The following is a 17,711-nucleotide window of genomic DNA, read 5'->3' as shown; positions in this document are numbered from 1 at the left end:
TTAACTATTTGCCAGCTCTTTTTCGTAGTGAAGTAGCATAATATCGTTTGCTGCAAGGGGTATTTCTGCAATTGTCTCGCCCTTCAAGTTCGCAAATTCAATTTCAAAGGCTGAACTGTTGTGAACCTCAACTACGGTTCCAACCTGCCCCGACACCAGACCAAACTCAGGCATATCTTTAACGAGCGCAACGGTGTCCAGTAGTTTTATTTTTGGTTTTTTCATTACCTATACTTTTAAGTAACAGGATGTAAGCTTTGGAAATTGTTCACTATTTGGAATTATCCAACCCGTAATCAACAGCGCTTCTTTATCAAAGATACGTATATTGATTGGAACGGAATAGCGCCTACCAAACTTGTCTGCTAACTTTTCATGAACTTCAGATATAGCAATGCCCTCAAGAATTGCATTGATAAGTACTCCAACATCGTCTTCTGTAAGGCCTAATACTGCTTCAAAAACTCTCGCTTTATATTTACCGGTAGGGTGGTCTTTATTCAAACAATATTCCCGCAGCTTTCTTTCGGAAACAATTGCGTTTTTATGGTTAGGTAATAATTTCAGAGGAAAGTTAGTCATTGTTGACCTAATGATCTGATCCGGTTTTTCACCATAGTCGCACCAGGATTAATTTTCAGGTATCTTTCGTAATATTCCAGGGCCTTTTTCCGATCTCCTTTTTTGTCCCGGTATATGTCGCCGACTGTCAGATAAGCGGAGCTGCTTTTAGGATAGTTTTCAATATTCAAGAGGTAGCATTCAAGTGCCTTGTCGTATTCTTTTCGAACCATAAAGTTGTAGGCCATGACGTTAACGACTACTTCAGGTGGTGGAAATGAAAAATGGAGATCTTCGGAGAACCGCTCAAAGTGCGTTTTTAATTTTGCTGCTTCCGGGCTGTCCGACTCGATGTTGATTCGGTAGTTGTCGAAAATAAAGTCCAGCCCCGCAATTTCAGCCAAAAGGGGTACAGAACCATGGGTTTCGCTTTTGTATTCTTCGTGTCTCCACCTCAATCCTGGCGTTTTAGAAGCACGAAATATATCGAGCATTTTATCAAATGCGGTATAGAATTCTGGAAAGGCAGGATTCTCCTCGGGCTTTCTTTTTGACTCGCTAATAAAAAAAGATTTGTTGGCGAGTTTTGTTTGCATTGCTTCCTCCTCAAATTTTTTTAGCATCAGGAAATGATCCCACTGCAGACTCGGGTCGATCACAATATAGGCGTTGAATAATTTCGGCTGGAAATAGGCAGAATATAAAGCCGTTAACCCGCCAAGTGAATGGCCTACAAATAGCCTGTATGGAGTTGTTCGATAGGTTTCTTCAATATGAGGAACCAACTCTTTCTCGATAAACTTAAGAAACGCCTCCCCGCCACCGGTGGTTTTTACTCCACTATTTGGACTTCCCGCCAACGAATCGTTGCTGGTGGGTGTCAAATCCCGCCACCTATCGGTGTTGCCAATCGCTACGACGATCATTTGTGGGAGGTAAAACGGTGACCTGACATCAACAATGCCGCTTGCACTGTGAAAGTGACTTTCACCATCCAGCACATACATCACGGGATAGTTCTTCGGATGAGAAGACTTATTACTATAGCCATCAGGAAGATATACGGCATAGTGCCGTTTTTCATTCAGGATTTTGGAATGAATGACGTGCGATTTTCCGATAACAATATCAGTGCCTCCCTCTTGCGCCAATGCCTTGATTGACACAAGCGATATGAAAATAGGTAGAAGAAGTTTCAATACACCTGTTTATGCCTTGACTATTGCAGATGAATATACTAAATGTTTCCCAAACAGTTCACTTACATATACCTAGAACCAGGGCAAACGCATTTAAAACCATTTGGCTTCGAAATTCTTCTTTTTACCCTAGCCCTAAAGGGAAAGATGAATTTCAAAGCTGTTTCACCCTTAAGGGTCGGGGTAAAAAAAAGCTTTGAAAAAAATTTAACTCCTTTTTGTTTTAAATGCGTTTGCCCTGCACCTAGAACTCCACCTCGTATAAAAACGACAGCTGCTTTTCCTGAACGCTTTGTGGAACCATACTAAATAGCTTGTTGCGCAGCCCGGCTGCCCAGGGCTTTTCCCATTGAGCCACCCGACCTATTCGCCATGAGTTTTCGACGATCTTTTTGGTTCGTGGCTTCCTGACCTTTTCGAATCGACGGAATTTCTCCTCAATGGTTCCGCCGCCTCGCAGGATCGAGTAAAGAAACGCTGCATCTTCAATCGCCTGGCAGGCCCCCTGTCCCATATTGGGTGTGGTAGCGTGACCTGCATCGCCTGCTAGCAGCACCTTACCAAAAGCAAACTTATCGATCGGAGCCAGGTCGATGATGTCACCCCAGATGATGTCTTCCTGAGCTGCACGCTGGATCAGCTCTGCCACTGGTTCATGGAAGTCGTCGAAGTGCCATAGGAGGTTTCCTTTTTTGAAGTTCCGCACCGACAGGTCATGTTGCCTTGCGTTGAGGCAGGCAAACCAGTAAATCCTATCATCCTTCAATGGAACGATGCCAAATCGTGCGCCTTCTCCCCATGTTTCTGAAGGCAACTCTATCCGTTTTTTGGGTTGCGGAACCACAGCTCTCCAGCAGGTGTAGCCGGCATACCGTGGTGCCGACTTTGGTAAAAACTGCCTCCTTATTTGGGAGTGAATGCCGTCAGCGGCTATTAAAAAATCGCCGGAGGCTGAGGTTCCGTCAGTAAACTTTACTTCGACGCCAGATGCGCTTTCACTGCAGATCTCCGCTTTTTTTCCGGTGACGAGTTTAGTTTTCTTAAGGTTTTTGAGTAATACTGCGTGCAGGTCGGCACGGTGAATAGCAAAGTTATCAACACCATATTTTGCGCTTATTTTTAGTGAATCTACCTGAGTAATGACAGCTCCCTCTTTGGTCAAAAGTTTTGCGCTGGGAAGTAGCTGACCTGCGGCAAGCACTTCGCCCTTCAGGCCCAGATGGTCAAATGCTTTGACAGCATTCGCTGCCAGACCAAGACCGGCGCCCACAGATTTGAACTCCGATGCTGCTTCATATACTTCTACTTCGTGCCCGAGCTTTTCCAGTGCGATGGCGGTCGTTAACCCACCTATTCCGCCACCTGCTATTACTGCCTTCATGTTTTAATAATTTGGTTATGCAATTTTACGGCAAAGAGCAGTGCTGGAATGTTCCAAACCCGCCAAAGCACTTGCCAATCACGACAAAGTAGTTAAATTGACGCCCATGATGATATCAGCCAATATTGTAAAGCACCTGATGAAGAAGGTAGAGGTGGCTGGGTATGGTCATTTGTTGCAAAATTCTCCGGATTACATTTTGCTGGAGTCGTTGCCCACCGACGACATGATACCCGCTGAAATGTTCTTTCGGATCATTGACCACGTGGCTACACATTACCCCGATGGGCAAATGGCCTTCGATATTGAGTATAAGCACTTTTCGTTGGGGCAAATTAATATGCTGGGTGCACTGGGTCAGCTGGTGCAGGTGAGCCCAACACTGCAGAATGTGTCTGAGGCGTTTTACAAATACTACGGTAAGCTAAATAGCATTTTTAGCCCATCCATTGAAAGGAGGGGGGAGTACATTGCCTCCACAATAACTACAACAGAGCCGGGCCTTTGGAAACAACGCCCTTTTCAAGTGGCTATCGAAATGTTTCTTTATGGAATGATGAGGATAGTAAAAGAGTGGTTCGATGCTGAAATTGCCGAGCCTGTGTCGCTTACCCTTCCTTACGAGTTGCCCGGACCTGAGCGGAAGGTAATGAGGAGAACTGTAGGCGTTGACCCGTTGATGGGCGACGGTTGTACCCTGGTGTTCAAAGCGGATGTTTTTCTTCGACCATTGCCATTCGCCAACCCACAGCTGTGGGAGCATTTGAAACAGTACCTTGAGCAGAATGCCCGGCAAGGGCGAGAGCAAGAGTTATTCAGTAGCCAGCTTGAGGCTTATATAAAGAAAAGTATCAAAAACACCCCCGACTTAAAAGTGGCAGCCGACCATTTCTCGTTGAGCGAGCGAAGCTTGCAGCGGAAGCTACGTAGTGAGCAAACAAACTTCCAGCAGGTGATTGACCGGGCGAGAAAAGCATTGGCTTGCCAACTGCTCCGCAACGACCAACTAAGCTTAAAAGAAATTGCTTTTGAATGTGGGTTTTCTGACCCCAACTCTTTCTTTAAAGCTTTTAAGAAATGGACTGGGGTGACTCCTGAGCAATGGAAGGCGAGCCTCTAGAGTTTTGCTGAGCTTTCCAAGCCCTCAAGTGTTGCCTGTTGAGGACAGGTTATGTAAAAAGAGTGTAAAAGAAGTGTCAAAAGGCCTTAACCATGTAACCATTTGATTAGAAGCGAGTAAATTTCAATAACTAATCAATCCCTTCCATGATCAAAAACTACCTCCTCATTGCTTTTCGCAATCTTCTCAAGCAAAAGCTCTTTAGTTTCATTAACGTTTTCAGCCTGGCTATTGGGTTGGCGGCGTCCATCGTCATCTACCTGTTTATTCAGGATGAAACCAGCTTCGATCAATTCCATTCGCTAAAGGAAAACATTTACCGGCTCGATGAGATTCAGAGCTTTCCTGGTACCAACACTCAAAAAGTGGCCCTTTCTATGCCGGGCATGGGGCCGTTCATGCAGCAGGATTTCCCTCAGGTGAAGCGGTATGCCCGGTTCATGGGAAACGACAATATGCTGCTTGAGGTGGGTGAAAGAAAGATAAAAGTTAAAATGGGAGCCAATGTGGACAGCACTTTTCTCCGGATGTTTGACTTTGGCGTAGTTGAGGGTGATAGGGAAAATGCGTTGAACGACCCACTTACCATGGTAGTAACTGAGGGGTTAGCGATGAAGCTTTTTGAGAGAAAAGACGTGATGGGGGAGGTGGTGACGTGGGGCGATAAGTCATACAAGATTACCGGGATAATGAAGGATGTGCCCGAAAACTCACATTTGCAATTCGAGGTGCTTGTTTCGATGGCAACCATCGTCAAAGACAATCCGGGCCTTAATACCGCCTGGGGCAGTAACTGGATGGTGACCTACCTTGAGCTGCACCCGGGTACAAACGTAGAGGAGATGTCTGCCGGGTTCAACGATTTTCTCCTTAAGCATGGTGGTGAAAATATTCTGGACTACTACAAGTTATTTTTGCAGCCATTGACAGATGTGCATTTGGGCTCCATAGATATTGAGCACGACTACCACGACTACCGAAAATTCAATGGCGAGTACATTGGCACGTTTGAGCTGGTTGGAATTTTCATACTACTCATTGCGGGAGTCAACTTTACCAATCTGGTCACAGCTCGGGCCTCCTACCGATTCAAAGAAGTGGGTATCCGCAAGTCAATTGGAGCCAAAAAAGGTCAGCTATTTTCTCAATTCCTTATTGAGTCAACCATTTTGGCTTTTCTGGCGTTGTTCCTGGCGCTGTTCCTGGATCTCCTCCTTATTCCCTTTTTGAATACACTGATTGGCAGGGAGCTGAGCTTGCTTTCCTACCTTGGGCAACCCTCATTTTGGGGCGGGCTTTTCTTCATTACTTTGATGTTGGGGTTGATTGGTGGGATTTACCCCGCACTTTTTATGGCCTCATTTAAGACCGTCAGCATCATTAAAGGAGCAAATGTAAAGAGTGGTAAGTCGTGGCTGGGAAACTCGCTGATAGTAGTGCAGTTTGGTCTGGCATTGGCCATGATTGTGAGCACCTTCGTGGTGTTGCAGCAGCTCAGCTTCATGCAAAACAAAGACATTGGCTTCGATAAGGATCACATTGTGCAGGTAAGCCTGAATGGGGATGCTAACAAGAAGTTTGACCTGATCAAAAGTGACTTGCTCAACCAAACCGACATTCTTGGCGTAACGGCCTCCGGTCAGCGACTGGGCAACAATTTTCACCAGTGGGGCTTTAAGTACAAGTCGGATTCAGGAGTAATGGATATTACACCTTCCAATGTGAATGTGGATTACGATTTCCTTGAAGTATTTGGCATAAAACTGAAAGAAGGGAGAGGTTTCTCGAAGGAATATGCACAAGACAATGGCATGTCGTTCATCATCAATGAGTCGCTGGCCAAAGACCTGAATTTGTCTCAGCCAATTGGAGCGAAGGCGGGCCACGGATGGTTTCACAACGACTCGCTGGGAACAATTATCGGAGTGACCGAAGATTTCAACTTCAATTCGTTGCATTATGCTGTTAACACGCTGTCGATGGTGGTGCACCCTGAATGGGGCTATCAGGAAATGTCAGTGAAAATCAATGGACAAAACATTGACGTAGCCCTTAAGGAACTGGACGAAGTGTGGACGAAACATGTTGGCAGGTTTCCACTGGAGTACACCTTTCTGGATGCTCATTTTGAGGAGCTCTACCGCTCCGATAAACAAATGAGCGCTGTGGTGACTATCATGGGCGTGTTGGCCATCCTTATCGCCTGTATGGGGCTGTTTGGTTTGGCTGCCATCACTACCGAGAGGAGGATCAAGGAAATAGGTATCAGGAAAGTGCTGGGCGCTTCGGTGATCAATATCATGTTTGGCCTGAGCAAAAGCTTTGTGTTACTCATTCTGATAGCCTTTGTGATCATGACGCCGCTTGCATGGCTTTTTCTTGGCAGGTGGTTGGATAACTTTGCTTATCACATCGACATCAACCCAGTGGTTTTTATTGTGTCGATGGTCATTGCCGTCGCCATTGCCCTGGCGACAATCAGCTACCATACGCTTAAATCCGCTAAAGCCAATCCGGTAGATGCGCTGAGGTATGAGTGAGGGGAGGTGCCCACAGCGAAAGCTAGTGGCATCACTTTTCATTCCCTTAGTTGTTGACTTCTCTTAACCGAATGCGAATTTCTTCTTTCAGAATTGGCAAGTGAATTTGAATGACTGCCCAAACAGTTGTGTTATCGATGGCATCATAGGCATGAATAAGCCAGTTCCGGAAAGTGATGATTTTTGAGTTGTTTTCTAGCGGGTAATTGGGTGCAGACTTTTGGTATAGATTGACGGCCTCACCAATAATTCCAAGTTGCCTTTCAACTGCACTTTTAGTCTTTGAATCCTGAATGTAGATGTCGAAGCTTTTGCATTCCTTAACGAATTCCTCAACAAGGGCTATTGAGTTAAGAATGTCAAGCAGGTACTTTTTGCTTTTCTCTGTCATAGATCAGCACTTTAGTACGTTCAATGTTTTCCGCCAGTATTTTATTCTTGATCGGCTGATCGGTGAGCATGTCAACTCGTCTGCCAAAAAAAAGCTCAGCATCTTCCAAAAAATCAAGCAGCAGGCTTCCCTTTATGACTGGGTCAGCTTCATCTATTTGTACGAGCAGATCAATATCGCTCTTCTCCCTGTTGAACTTGTTGTTCACTGACGAGCCAAAAGCATAGAGCTTGCTCACATGGTTTTTTGAGCAAATTTTACTGAACTCCTTCTCTCTGTTGGATATGTAGTCAACAATGAACATGTAATAAAGGTAGTGAAGTGATTCGAATAATCCATTTTGGATGAACAGCACCTACATGTCGGAGAATGAAATGATCAAATTCCTGAGAAAAGAAAAGGGCCTCTCGCAAGTGGACGCATGGATGCTCAGTATGGTGGTGGTAGATTTGAATATCACTAAACTTTTAAATGAAATGTAGGTGTCCATGCGCCGCTGCCAAAGTAGATTTTTGCGAGGGAGTGATAGTACTCGATAGGTTAGTCGACATCATTTTTTCTTAGCTGTAAACAGTACACCCTCTTTATCACACATTTCAATATCTCCTTTGGCGTTTATTCGATAATATTCCCCAAAGGGATTGTCTCCCTTTACAGTATATCGACTCTCATTTCCAACTTTTTCGACTTTCATCTCGTCCACTGATTCGCTGCCATCTTTAAACTTATTTTCCAAGTAGACGGCCCCATTTTTTCGATAGAGAGTCATCAAGGAACCCATGAAAGGAGATTCGTTCAACCATATTCCTATTATGTCCCTTCTATCGACACCGCCACTTCCTTGAATAAGTTTTGCTTCTTCAGCTTTCGTTAGACCATTGATTCTCACCTCAAGTGTCGGATTGAAATGGGTAGTAGCCCATCCGCCAGCCCCAACCTCCATATTGGGTAGGTAATAGACTATGAATATTCGTTCGAATTCTTGACCCAAATCTGCTTTAATTTTTAAGGCTAAACGCTTCAACTCACCTTCAGAAATTTTGTCAGATAGTCTAATGTCGATGCTGCATTTAATGTTGTGCAGGGTTTCCTTTTGGATAATTATGTAGGTAATTGAGGATTCCTGACAGAATGCATTTGCAGAGATAAATAAAAAAGTCAGCCAGAGAATTTGAGTTACCTTTTTCATATTTTTTTTTCGAAAAAAAGACCCTTCGAAGGAGATGTCAACGCATAGATAATTTATAATGCATATTTCGCCCAAATGCTACTTCAAGGCGGCGGACTGACCGCCGTCCACCCTCCGTCCACCACCAGCGTCTGCCCAGTAATTTGTCCTGAGTTAGGAGATAGCAAGAACAAAGCTGCGTTGGCGATGTCTTGCACAGTAGCTGCTCTGCCTGTTGGGGTAATGCTGTTCCACATATCCATGTAGTTTTCATCGAGGGCCAGCGTTCGCTCGGTGATGGTGGCACCTGGTGAAATGGCATTCACTGTTATTTGCTTCGGGCCAAGCTCGGCACCAAGCGTTTTAGCCATAAACTGAATAGCAGCTTTGCTCATGCCGTAGGCTGCCAGGTCAGGATGGTACTGATGACCTGTCACAGAGGACATAAGCAAAATTCGCCCTTCGGACTTTTGTTTGATAAACTGAAGTGCTGCCTGTTGTGCTAAAAAGAAGGTACCCTGCAAGTTTACGGCGCAAATCTGCTGGAAACTTTCCACCTGATAGTCTAAAAACTTACCGAACGTGGTGATGCCAGCATTGGCGATGGCCATGTCGAGCCTCCCGTAGACGCTAACTGCCTTTCCAATAAGTCCTTGTATTGTTTCAAGGGTGCTGGAATCGCCCGCAAATGGCACACACTTGCCGCCTTCTTTCGTAATAGTGTCTGCGGCCTGCTTTGCCACCTTTTCATCAATATCGTTGAGTACCACGCTGGCGCCACGCTGGGTCAGCTGCCGGGCTATTTCGAAGCCGATGCCGATCCCGGCACCGGTGATGATGGCAACTTTGTCCTTGAATAATTGATCCATTTCAAAAGGGTGTTAATGGATTAAATTTTATCACAAACGGAATGTCATACTGAGCTTGTCGAAGTATAGCGTATTGAAAACACATTTTTTAGGGCTCAAAAACCGTCTTCGACAGGCTCAGACTGACATTCTTCTTTGCAACCCTCCAGGCATAAAGGTGGGTTTTCTGATCCCTCCTTTTAGGGTCGGGGTAAAGGATCAGAAAAGATCGTGTCTAATGCGAATCCCTCTTCACCTCTTTGCCAGACTTGCCTCTCAGGAAGTCCAGGTCAGTGCCCAGGTGCGATTGCTCGACATGGTCAATATACAGCTTCACATACCCACGGTCGTAACCCAGGTCAGGTGCTTTCCACTTCTTTTTCCGTTCAGCTAGCACTTCGTCAGTCACGTGCAATTGCAGCTTTCTTTTAGGTACGTCCAGCTCAATAAGATCACCATTTTCTACCAATGCCAGGTTGCCACCAGCAGCCGATTCAGGAGACACATGCAAAATCACCGTTCCGAAAGCCGTGCCACTCATGCGCCCATCGGAAATGCGGATCATGTCCGTGACTCCTTTATCAAGTAACTTTTTAGGCATGCCCATATTGCCTACTTCCGGCATACCAGGATAGCCCTTAGGGCCTACGTTCTTCAACACCAGAATACAGGTTTCATCTACCTCCAGAGCAGGATCGTCAATTTTCGCTTTGAAATCCTCGATGTCTTCAAATACTACGGCTTTGCCTTTGTGCACCATCAAAGCAGGTGTTGCAGCATTGGGTTTGATAATGGCACCATTTTCAGCCAGGTTGCCTTTTACCACTGCTATACCAGAGTCTTTTTTGAAAGGTTTGGCCACCGAAGCGATCACTTTGTCATTAAAATTTTCAGAGTAGGCCACGTTTTCTGCCATCGTTTTACCGGTAACAGTCAGCACATCCTTGTTGATCAGTGGCAGCAGTTCTTTGATAACGGCAGGTAAGCCGCCTGCATAGAAAAACTCTTCCATCATGAACTGTCCGGAAGGTTGCAGGTTGGCGAGTAGCGGTATTTTGGAAGAGAATTTATCGAAGTCTTCAAGATCCAGTTTGATACCAGCACGGCCGGCAATGGCCAACAGGTGAATCACAAAGTTGGTAGAACCGCCCACCGCAGCATTCAGCATGATGCTGTTTTCAAACGCTTCCCGGGTTAGGATTTTGGAAACTACGAGGTCTTCCTTCACCATTTCCACAATCCGGCGGCCACTCATTTGAGCCAATACCTTTCTTCTGGAGTCTGCAGCGGGAATAGCGGCATTCTCTGGCAGGGTAAGTCCAAGCGACTCCACCATACAGGCCATCGTAGAGGCGGTGCCCATCACGGCACAATGGCCCTGGCTGCGGCACATACAGGCTTCGGCTGTCATGAACTCGTCCTGGCTCATTTCACCACGGCGGTTAGCTTCGCTAAAGCGCCAGATGTCGGTGGTGCCAATGTCTCTTCCCCGGTACTTTCCGTTGAGCATAGGGCCACCTGAAACGAAAATGGTGGGCAGGTCGACACTAGTAGCACCCATGAGGATAGAGGGCGTTGTTTTGTCGCAACCACCCAGCAGCACTACACCGTCGATGGGGTTAGCCCTGATGCTTTCTTCTGCATCCATGCTGGCAAGGTTGCGGTAGAGCATCGCAGTGGGTTTGATCAATGTCTCACCGAGTGACATCACAGGAAACTCCAGAGGAAAGCCACCAGCTTCCCAAACTCCTTTTTTTACAGATTCAGCCAGGTCCCGGAAGTGCCCGTTGCAAGGAGTCAGCTCCGACCACGTGTTGCATATGCCTATCACCGGCTTTCCTTCAAACTCGTCGTGCGGAGTACCCTGATTTTTCATCCAGGCTCTGTAGATGAACCCGTCTTTTCCCTTTTTGCCAAACCAGTTCTGGCTGCGTAATTTTTTCATGTAGGTAAGTAATTGTAGGTGTTTTTTTTCTTCTATATAATGACTTCCTTTTTGGGTTTTTCAATATTCTTCTCTAGTTCCGCCTGTAGTCAGGCGAGTTCTCCGTCTCCCAACTTCGGTCTCCTGTCTCCTATCTCCTGTCTTCGGTCTCCCGTCTCCCAACCTCTTTCTCCCGACTTCGGTCTTCCGTCTCCTTCCTTCCTCCTCAATACGTCGCTCGTCCGCCGCTAATGTCAAAGACAAACCCAGTATTGAAGCTTGCCTCTTTCGATACGATCCAGCAGGAGAGGGCCGCCACCTCTTCGATGGTTCCCATGCGCTTCATAGGTATCTTATCGGTCATGTACTTCAACATTGCTGGGTCGGTGTTTTCATTAAACTCCGTAGCAATTACAGCTGGGGCAATGCCATTTACGGTGATGCCTGATTCCGCATATTCTTTTCCAGCTCCTTTCACCAGTCCAATTAGTCCTGATTTGCTTGCTGCATAGCCCATCATGCCCGGGTTGCCTTCCTTGCCACCAATGGAGGTCACATGAAGAATTCTGCCATAGCCTGCCTTTACCATGGGAGCGATAGCATGCTTGGTAAGCAGAAACGCACCTCTCAGGTTGATAGCAATCACCTTGTCGAATATATCGGTGGTGTAGTCGCCAATTTTCACATTGGTTTCCCCCACAATACCAGCACAGTTGACCATCACATCCAACCGACCATTGGCAGCTACCACTTTTTGAACGAGGGTCTGTATTTCTTTCTCAGAGGTTACATCCACTATTTCTCCGGATACCTTCAATCCATTGCCTGTAAGTTCCTTTACAGTGGCATCCAGTTCTTTTTGAAGTACATCAAGTATCACAACTGTTGCACCTTCTGAGGCCAATCTTTTGGCTACTCCTTTACCAATCCCTCTGGCTCCGCCAGCGACAATGGCTACCTGATTTTCAAATCTTTCCATGTAATATTAAACTTAAGATTTTCCCCGCTATATGCATAACCACTTTGCACAGTTAGCTTGAAAACCATAAAAAAAAACCCGAAACATTGTGCTTCGGGTTCTGAATACTTCGGGTTGCGAAGTTTTTTACTTTAAATCACTGAAATCGAAATCTTCCAGGAATTTCGTGGTGAACTTGCCTGACTTGAAGATCGGGTCGTCCATCAGCTTAATGTGGAATGGAATGGTGGTCTTAATTCCCTCAATCACAAACTCCGACAAAGCCCTTTTCATTCTGGTAATCGCTTCTTCACGGCTTTGGGCTGACACAATGAGCTTGGCAATCATGGAGTCGTAGTTAGGTGGAATGGTATAGCCCGCATACACGTGGCTGTCCACTCTCACACCGTGCCCACCTGGCAGGTGAAGGTTTGTTATTTTACCAGGACTTGGGCGGAATCCGTTTCCTGGGTCTTCAGCGTTGATTCTACACTCCATTGAGTGAAGTTTCGGGAAGTAGTTCTTGCCGGAAATAGGCACCCCGGCAGCGACTTGAATCTGCTCTTTGATGAGGTCAAAATCTGTGACCTCTTCAGTAATTGGGTGCTCCACCTGAATCCTGGTATTCATTTCCATGAAGTAGAAATCTCCATGTTTGTCTACAAGAAACTCAATGGTACCTGCTCCTTCGTAACCTATAGCCTCGGCACCAGCAATGGCCGCTGCACCCATTTTTTCTCTCAGCTCCTGAGATACAATAGGAGAGGGGGTTTCTTCTACCAGCTTTTGGTGGCGGCGCTGAATAGAGCAATCTCTCTCCGAAAGGTGGCAGGCTCTGCCTCTGCTGTCTCCAACAATTTGAATTTCTATATGGCGTGGTTCTTCAACAAACTTTTCGAGATAGAGACCGTCGTTTCCAAAAGCAGCTGCAGATTCCATTCTCGCATCGTCCCAGGCTTTTTGAAATTCTGACTCTTGCTTCACCAGGCGCATACCCCGACCACCACCGCCAGCAGTAGCCTTCAATAGCACCGGGTAGCCTACTTCGGCTGCCAATTTTTTACCCTGCGCCACTGAATCCAACAGACCCTCAGATCCGGGGATAATGGGTACGCCAGCCTTTTTCATGGTGTCTTTGGCCGTGGCTTTGTCTCCCATTGAGTTGATCATCTCGGGAGTGGCACCGATGAATTTGATGCCATATTCCTGACAAATGCGTGAAAATTCAGCGTTTTCAGAAAGGAAACCATAGCCGGGGTGAATGGCGTCGGCATTGGTAATTTCAGCCGCTGAAATCAGATTGGGCATTTTCAGGTACGACTTGGCACTAGGCGGAGGGCCTATGCAAACGGCCTCGTCAGCAAACCTCACGTGCAGGCTGTCTTTGTCGGCTGTGGAATAAACGGCCACCGTTTTAATACCCATCTCCCTGCAGGTTCTTATGATTCTCAGGGCGATTTCTCCTCTATTGGCTATTAATATCTTTTTGAACACAATAATTTGGGTTTATCCTGACAAATAAATATGACTTCAATACTCCTCAAATGCTGGCCTTATGAAGGGTCAACTAGGAATAATGGTTGATCATATTCTACCGGACTAGCGTTGTCTACCAATACCTTCACGATGGTTCCGGAAACTTCAGATTCGATTTCATTGAAGAGCTTCATGGCTTCAATAATACAAACAGGTTGCCCTGATTTCACTTTGTCACCAACCTTTACAAATACGTCTGTTTCAGGGTTAGGAGAGCGGTAAAAAGTGCCAATCATCGGAGATTTGATTGTAAGGTATTTGCTTTCGTCATTGCCAGATTTCGGAGCTGGAGCTGCCGGAGCTGCGGCTGGTGCAGGTGCCGGAGCTGATGCTACTGAAGCTGGGGCTGCTGCTACCTGTTCTACGATGCGTGGTGCATCGCTATTGCGCTTTACTTTGATCTTGAACTCTTCTGTTTCGATATTAACTTCCTCAAGTCCGCTTTTGGAGATAAAATCGATCAGATCCTGAATTTCTTTCGCTTTCATAGGTTCGTTTTTATTGGGCCTCGACTGCTTTTCTGCCATGGCTAATAGATTTTGTTGGGTTAACCAATAACTAAATTAGTGGAATATTTTCGAAATACCTGCCGTACATGGAATAGCTACTATTTCACTCTTTCGTAGTATTCGCCGGTTCTTGTATCGATTCTTATTCGTTCGTCCTGATTGATAAACAGGGGTACTTTTATGGTCGCACCGGTTTCTATAGTGGCGGGTTTCAATGTGTTAGTGGCCGTGTCTCCTTTGAGACCCGGCTCTGTATAAACGACAGTCACTTCTACGTGTGCAGGCAATTCGCAAGACAGTGGTGTTTCGGTTTCAGCATGTACCAGAATGTCGACACCTTGCCCATCCATCAGGAATTGTGGAGCGCTGATCATCTCTTCCTGAAGAATTACCTGCTCAAAAGTAGAGCTGTCCATGAAGTTGTAGCCCAGGTCATCTTTATAAAGAAACTGATGAGGTCGGTTCTCCACTCTTGCAGTTGTAATTTTCACACCCGAATTGAAAGTGTTGTCAATCACTCTGCCGGTTTTGATGTTTTTGAGCTTGGTGCGGACAAAGGCAGGGCCCTTACCTGGTTTCACATGTTGAAACTCGGTAATGACATGAAGTTCGCCGTTATACTCAATACACAGACCATTTTTAAAGTCAGCTGTAGTTGCCATAAAATATTGTCAATATTGATGTTGAAGCTATTATTTAGAATCGTAGGACCATTTAACATAAACTGATCCCCAGGTAAACCCACCACCAAAAGCGGCTAGCACCAGATTGTCCCCTTTTTTCAATTGTTTTTCGTAATCCCACAGGCACAATGGAATGGTGCCGCTAGTGGTGTTGCCGTATTTTTGAATATTGAGCATCACCTTCTCTTCGCCAACGCCCATTCGCTTGGCGGTGGCATCTATTATACGTTTATTGGCCTGGTGAGGTACCAGCCAGTCGACGTTGTCTGACGTAAGGCTGTTTCTTTCCATAATTTCGGCAGCCACCTCGGCCATATTGGTCACTGCGAATTTATAGACGGTAGCCCCCTCCTGGTACACGTAGTGTTCGCCTGCAAGCACTGTTTCTGCGGTAGCAGGCTTGCGACTGCCACCGGCCTTCATGTGCAAAAACGGCTCGCCCGACCCGTCGGAGTGAAGAACAGCGTCGATGATGCCTGTGCCATCAGTTGTTGGCTCAAGCATCACTGCACCACCACCATCGCCAAAAATAATGCAGGTGGTTCTGTCGGAGTAGTCGATAATAGAGGACATTTTGTCGGCTCCTATCACGATTACCTTTTTGTATTTTCCCGTTTCGATAAACTGTGATCCTGTAGTGAGGGCGAAGAGAAACCCAGAGCAAGCAGCCTGAATATCGTAGCTGAAAGCATTTTTTATTCCCACCGCATTGCAAATGATGTTGGCTGTGGCGGGGAACAACATGTCAGGAGTGGTAGTGGCGCAGATCACCAAATCTACTTCCGAAGGGTCGGTGTTGGTCTTTTTCAGCAACCCCTTCACAGCCTCAATGCCTATTACGGAGGTTCCCTGATCTTCGCCTTTCAGGATATGCCTTTCTTTGATGCCGGTTCTGGAGGTGATCCACTCGTCTGTAGTTTCTACTATGGTTTCCAGCTCTTTATTGGTCAATATATAATCTGGAACGTATCCTTGAATCCCCGTTATTCCTGCCCGGACTTTGGTCATATTAGTAGTTGTTTAATCTCCGAAGGCGACCTTTATTTTTTGGTAAAAATTGGTTTCCGCCATTCGGTATGCAAGTAAAATCATGTTTTTAATTGCCTCAGGGCTGGAGGCATCGTGGCCAACGACCACATTCCCATTAACTCCCAATATAGGACTTCCTCCAACGGCTTCGTAATTAAACCTTGTGAAAAAGTCATCGAGGAAATTACGTTTCTTCAGAAGATCGTAAAAAGCCTCAATCATTTTTGACGCCACATTGCCAGTAAAGCCATCACAGACTATCACGTCAGCCTTATTATTGAAGAGGTCGCTACCGTCAATATTTCCAATAAAATTCACTTTGGAACTACCGCTGTATAGCTGGTAGGCCGCCTGGGTAAACAGGGTCCCCCTTCCTTCCTCTTTGCCAAGGTTCAATAGTGCTACTCTGGGGTTTTCAATGCCCATCATGTTCGCCGCATAAATTGAGCCCAGCTCGCCGAATTGGAGAAGAACGTCTTGCCGAACGTCGGTATTGGCGCCGGTGTCAAGCAGTAGTGCATAGCCACCGTCTTCCTTTGGTACAAGCCCAGCCAGGCTTGGCCGAATCACCCCTTCAATAGGCTTGACTGAAAAAAGGGCACCCATTTGCATGGCTCCGCTGTTGCCGGCCCCGCAAAAAGCCCTTATTTCCTTATTTTTCAGTAAATGAAACCCCTCTGCAATGCTTGAATGCTGCTTTTGAGCCAGGGCCTTGGTAGGATGCTCATCGATGCCAATAACTTCAGGAGCGTGGTGAAGCTCAAATAGTTGATGGGAGATTTGAAGTTTTTCGCATGACGCCTGAATAACGCTTTTATCGCCCAGAAGAACCAATGAATCGGCTTCAGTAAAGGACTTCAGGGCTTGGGCTGCTCCAATGACAACATGATCAGGGGCAAGATTGCCTCCCATTGCGTCAACAGCTATTTTCATGCACGATGTGTTGGTTTGGAACCAAAAGAGGGGTTAGCTTATGCCAACACCTCTTTTTCCATGATCACTTTGCCTTTGTAGTAAAGCTTGCCTTCAAGCCAGAAGGCTCTGTGCGGCAGGTGAAATTCCCCTGTTGTAGGACATACCACGTAGCTTTTGGCTTCAGCTTTATAGTGAGTCCTTCTCTTATCACGTCTAGCGGTCGAATGTCTTCGTTTTGGATGTGCCATTTTTACTTCGTATTAACAATTAATTGTTTCTAAATTTTTTCAGCGCCTCCCAGCGTGGATCGACGTTCTCTTCTGTGTCGTCGTCTTGCTCCTGCTCGGCAGAGGTTTGATAAATCAACGATCCTTCAACCCCGTAGTCTTCGTCTTCTTCAGTCACCAATTCCGGATGAAGCTTTTTCATCGGAACGTCCACCGAAATGAACTCATATATATATTGAGCGACATTCAAATACTGTGTTTCTCTCGGAATCACTACAATATCGTCGTCCAATTCAGTAAACTCGTCTCCAAACTTAATGATCAACTCCTGCCTGATGTCCAGCTCATAGTCGAACGGGCGCAGGCTTCTGTCGCATATAAGCTCGACCGAACCTTCAACCTCGAATGACAAAGTCATCATTGTTTCAGATTTCAAAAGCTCAACATGAGCACTTCCCTTGCCTTTTTCAATCAATGACCCTTCGAATGCCTCAAACAATTGATTGTCAAAGCTGAAGTCAAATGAATGCTGGTCAAGAGAAAGCCCCTGAATCTCTATTTCAAACGGTTTTAAGGGACTTTTTGCCATCTCAAACTCACTCTGTATTCAATAAAGACCGCAAAGATATGAATAAAGCCGTAATTAATAAAACGACGTTCATGAATTAAATAGAAAATATCTCGCACCCCCTTAGAACGGTTTCTGGCACCGATTTAGTTTT

At 45.9% G+C, this 17,711-nt stretch carries 20 protein-coding genes; 3 read left to right on the top strand and 17 right to left on the bottom strand.

Translation table 11 applies throughout. From position 1 onward, the window contains the following. The 4 genes from RT717_RS16320 to RT717_RS16305 all read right to left on the bottom strand — a co-directional run bounded on the left by RT717_RS16320 (position 1) and on the right by RT717_RS16305 (position 3,141). Entirely contained in the window at positions 1-225 is a 225-nt protein-coding gene (locus RT717_RS16320) for a DUF4926 domain-containing protein (protein ID WP_317487447.1), read from the bottom strand. A gap of 3 nt (positions 226-228) precedes the next feature. After that, positions 229-582: a DUF6883 domain-containing protein gene (locus tag RT717_RS16315; RefSeq protein WP_317487446.1), complete on the bottom strand. Its 354-nt coding sequence runs from the start codon at positions 580-582 to the stop codon at positions 229-231. Then, entirely contained in the window at positions 579-1,760 is a 1,182-nt protein-coding gene (locus tag RT717_RS16310) for an alpha/beta hydrolase-fold protein (RefSeq protein ID WP_317487445.1), read from the bottom strand. Before RT717_RS16310 ends, RT717_RS16315 begins: the two co-directional genes overlap by 4 nt. 244 nt (positions 1,761-2,004) lie before the next feature. Then, positions 2,005-3,141 carry an FAD-dependent monooxygenase gene (locus RT717_RS16305; RefSeq protein ID WP_317487444.1) on the bottom strand — a complete coding sequence of 379 codons (1,137 nt, stop codon included), beginning with the start codon at positions 3,139-3,141 and terminating at the stop codon, positions 2,005-2,007. Between the two features lie 106 nt (positions 3,142-3,247). Here RT717_RS16305 and RT717_RS16300 point away from each other — a divergent pair, with 106 nt between their 5' ends. Together RT717_RS16300 and RT717_RS16295 are read left to right on the top strand one after the other, a co-directional pair. Beyond that, positions 3,248-4,261: a helix-turn-helix domain-containing protein gene (locus tag RT717_RS16300; protein WP_317487443.1), complete on the top strand. Its 1,014-nt coding sequence runs from the start codon at positions 3,248-3,250 to the stop codon at positions 4,259-4,261. Between the two features lie 146 nt (positions 4,262-4,407). Further along, positions 4,408-6,801, top strand: coding sequence for an ABC transporter permease (locus RT717_RS16295; protein WP_317487442.1), 2,394 nt, complete (start codon positions 4,408-4,410; stop codon positions 6,799-6,801). A 46-nt stretch (positions 6,802-6,847) separates the two neighbouring features. Here the strand turns inward: RT717_RS16295 and RT717_RS16290 are convergent, their stop codons facing one another. Continuing rightward, on the bottom strand, positions 6,848-7,192 hold the full coding sequence (locus RT717_RS16290) for a HepT-like ribonuclease domain-containing protein (RefSeq protein WP_317487441.1): 345 nt from the start codon (positions 7,190-7,192) through the stop codon (positions 6,848-6,850). Next, positions 7,161-7,496, bottom strand: a complete 336-nt coding sequence (locus RT717_RS16285) for a nucleotidyltransferase family protein (RefSeq protein ID WP_317487440.1) — start codon at positions 7,494-7,496, stop codon at positions 7,161-7,163. Before RT717_RS16285 ends, RT717_RS16290 begins: the two co-directional genes overlap by 32 nt. 40 nt (positions 7,497-7,536) lie before the next feature. Here RT717_RS16285 and RT717_RS16280 point away from each other — a divergent pair, with 40 nt between their 5' ends. Next, positions 7,537-7,674 (top strand): hypothetical protein, encoded by a 138-nt coding sequence (locus tag RT717_RS16280; protein WP_317487439.1) that lies wholly within the window; start codon positions 7,537-7,539, stop codon positions 7,672-7,674. 68 nt (positions 7,675-7,742) lie between these two features. On the opposite strand, the gene RT717_RS16275 is transcribed toward RT717_RS16280, so the two are convergent. From RT717_RS16275 to RT717_RS16225, 11 genes are all read right to left on the bottom strand, one after another. Then, the gene (locus tag RT717_RS16275) at positions 7,743-8,381 is read right to left on the bottom strand and encodes a hypothetical protein (protein WP_317487438.1); all 639 of its coding nucleotides are present in this window, start codon (positions 8,379-8,381) and stop codon (positions 7,743-7,745) included. 83 nt (positions 8,382-8,464) lie between these two features. Next, positions 8,465-9,229 carry an SDR family NAD(P)-dependent oxidoreductase gene (locus tag RT717_RS16270; protein WP_317487437.1) on the bottom strand — a complete coding sequence of 255 codons (765 nt, stop codon included), beginning with the start codon at positions 9,227-9,229 and terminating at the stop codon, positions 8,465-8,467. A 214-nt stretch (positions 9,230-9,443) separates the two neighbouring features. Then, entirely contained in the window at positions 9,444-11,153 is a 1,710-nt protein-coding gene (locus RT717_RS16265; RefSeq protein ID WP_317487436.1) for an IlvD/Edd family dehydratase, read from the bottom strand. Positions 11,154-11,358: 205 nt separating this feature from the next. After that, positions 11,359-12,111 (bottom strand): SDR family NAD(P)-dependent oxidoreductase, encoded by a 753-nt coding sequence (locus tag RT717_RS16260; protein WP_317487435.1) that lies wholly within the window; start codon positions 12,109-12,111, stop codon positions 11,359-11,361. A 126-nt stretch (positions 12,112-12,237) separates the two neighbouring features. Further along, positions 12,238-13,584 carry an acetyl-CoA carboxylase biotin carboxylase subunit gene (gene accC, locus RT717_RS16255; RefSeq protein WP_317487434.1) on the bottom strand — a complete coding sequence of 449 codons (1,347 nt, stop codon included), beginning with the start codon at positions 13,582-13,584 and terminating at the stop codon, positions 12,238-12,240. 59 nt (positions 13,585-13,643) lie between these two features. Further along, on the bottom strand, positions 13,644-14,114 hold the full coding sequence (accB, locus tag RT717_RS16250; RefSeq protein WP_317487433.1) for an acetyl-CoA carboxylase biotin carboxyl carrier protein: 471 nt from the start codon (positions 14,112-14,114) through the stop codon (positions 13,644-13,646). Positions 14,115-14,233: 119 nt separating this feature from the next. Further along, complete coding sequence (efp, locus tag RT717_RS16245) at positions 14,234-14,797, bottom strand: elongation factor P (protein ID WP_317487432.1); 564 nt, start codon at positions 14,795-14,797, stop codon at positions 14,234-14,236. Positions 14,798-14,827: 30 nt separating this feature from the next. Continuing rightward, positions 14,828-15,826 (bottom strand): beta-ketoacyl-ACP synthase III, encoded by a 999-nt coding sequence (locus RT717_RS16240; protein WP_317487431.1) that lies wholly within the window; start codon positions 15,824-15,826, stop codon positions 14,828-14,830. A gap of 12 nt (positions 15,827-15,838) precedes the next feature. Next, a complete protein-coding gene (locus tag RT717_RS16235) occupies positions 15,839-16,780 on the bottom strand; it encodes a phosphate acyltransferase (RefSeq protein ID WP_317487430.1) in 942 nt (313 codons plus the stop codon). Positions 16,781-16,818: 38 nt separating this feature from the next. Then, positions 16,819-17,010, bottom strand: coding sequence for a 50S ribosomal protein L32 (gene rpmF, locus RT717_RS16230; RefSeq protein ID WP_317487429.1), 192 nt, complete (start codon positions 17,008-17,010; stop codon positions 16,819-16,821). 19 nt (positions 17,011-17,029) lie between these two features. Next, a complete protein-coding gene (locus tag RT717_RS16225) occupies positions 17,030-17,578 on the bottom strand; it encodes a YceD family protein (RefSeq protein ID WP_317487428.1) in 549 nt (182 codons plus the stop codon). Positions 17,579-17,711: the final 133 nt, after the last annotated feature.

The sequence above is a fragment of the Imperialibacter roseus genome (assembly GCF_032999765.1).
GTDB classification, from domain to species: Bacteria; Bacteroidota; Bacteroidia; order Cytophagales; family Cyclobacteriaceae; genus Imperialibacter; species Imperialibacter roseus.
This window is presented reverse-complemented; position numbering and strand designations above follow the sequence as displayed.

Bases quoted from the DNA above. Each gene is read 5' to 3' on its own strand.
- RT717_RS16320 (WP_317487447.1), bottom strand. From the start codon at position 225: ATGAAAAAACCAAAAATAAAACTACTGGACACCGTTGCGCTCGTTAAA.
- RT717_RS16315 (WP_317487446.1), bottom strand. From the start codon at position 582: ATGACTAACTTTCCTCTGAAATTATTACCTAACCATAAAAACGCAATT.
- RT717_RS16305 (WP_317487444.1), bottom strand. From the start codon at position 3,141: ATGAAGGCAGTAATAGCAGGTGGCGGAATAGGTGGGTTAACGACCGCC.
- RT717_RS16300 (WP_317487443.1), top strand. From the start codon at position 3,248: ATGATGATATCAGCCAATATTGTAAAGCACCTGATGAAGAAGGTAGAG.
- RT717_RS16295 (WP_317487442.1), top strand. From the start codon at position 4,408: ATGATCAAAAACTACCTCCTCATTGCTTTTCGCAATCTTCTCAAGCAA.
- RT717_RS16290 (WP_317487441.1), bottom strand. From the start codon at position 7,192: ATGACAGAGAAAAGCAAAAAGTACCTGCTTGACATTCTTAACTCAATA.
- RT717_RS16285 (WP_317487440.1), bottom strand. From the start codon at position 7,496: ATGTTCATTGTTGACTACATATCCAACAGAGAGAAGGAGTTCAGTAAA.
- RT717_RS16280 (WP_317487439.1), top strand. From the start codon at position 7,537: ATGAACAGCACCTACATGTCGGAGAATGAAATGATCAAATTCCTGAGA.
- RT717_RS16275 (WP_317487438.1), bottom strand. From the start codon at position 8,381: ATGAAAAAGGTAACTCAAATTCTCTGGCTGACTTTTTTATTTATCTCT.
- RT717_RS16270 (WP_317487437.1), bottom strand. From the start codon at position 9,229: ATGGATCAATTATTCAAGGACAAAGTTGCCATCATCACCGGTGCCGGG.
- RT717_RS16265 (WP_317487436.1), bottom strand. From the start codon at position 11,153: ATGAAAAAATTACGCAGCCAGAACTGGTTTGGCAAAAAGGGAAAAGAC.
- RT717_RS16260 (WP_317487435.1), bottom strand. From the start codon at position 12,111: ATGGAAAGATTTGAAAATCAGGTAGCCATTGTCGCTGGCGGAGCCAGA.
- accB (WP_317487433.1), bottom strand. From the start codon at position 14,114: ATGAAAGCGAAAGAAATTCAGGATCTGATCGATTTTATCTCCAAAAGC.
- efp (WP_317487432.1), bottom strand. From the start codon at position 14,797: ATGGCAACTACAGCTGACTTTAAAAATGGTCTGTGTATTGAGTATAAC.
- RT717_RS16240 (WP_317487431.1), bottom strand. From the start codon at position 15,826: ATGACCAAAGTCCGGGCAGGAATAACGGGGATTCAAGGATACGTTCCA.
- RT717_RS16235 (WP_317487430.1), bottom strand. From the start codon at position 16,780: ATGAAAATAGCTGTTGACGCAATGGGAGGCAATCTTGCCCCTGATCAT.
- rpmF (WP_317487429.1), bottom strand. From the start codon at position 17,010: ATGGCACATCCAAAACGAAGACATTCGACCGCTAGACGTGATAAGAGA.
- RT717_RS16225 (WP_317487428.1), bottom strand. From the start codon at position 17,578: ATGGCAAAAAGTCCCTTAAAACCGTTTGAAATAGAGATTCAGGGGCTT.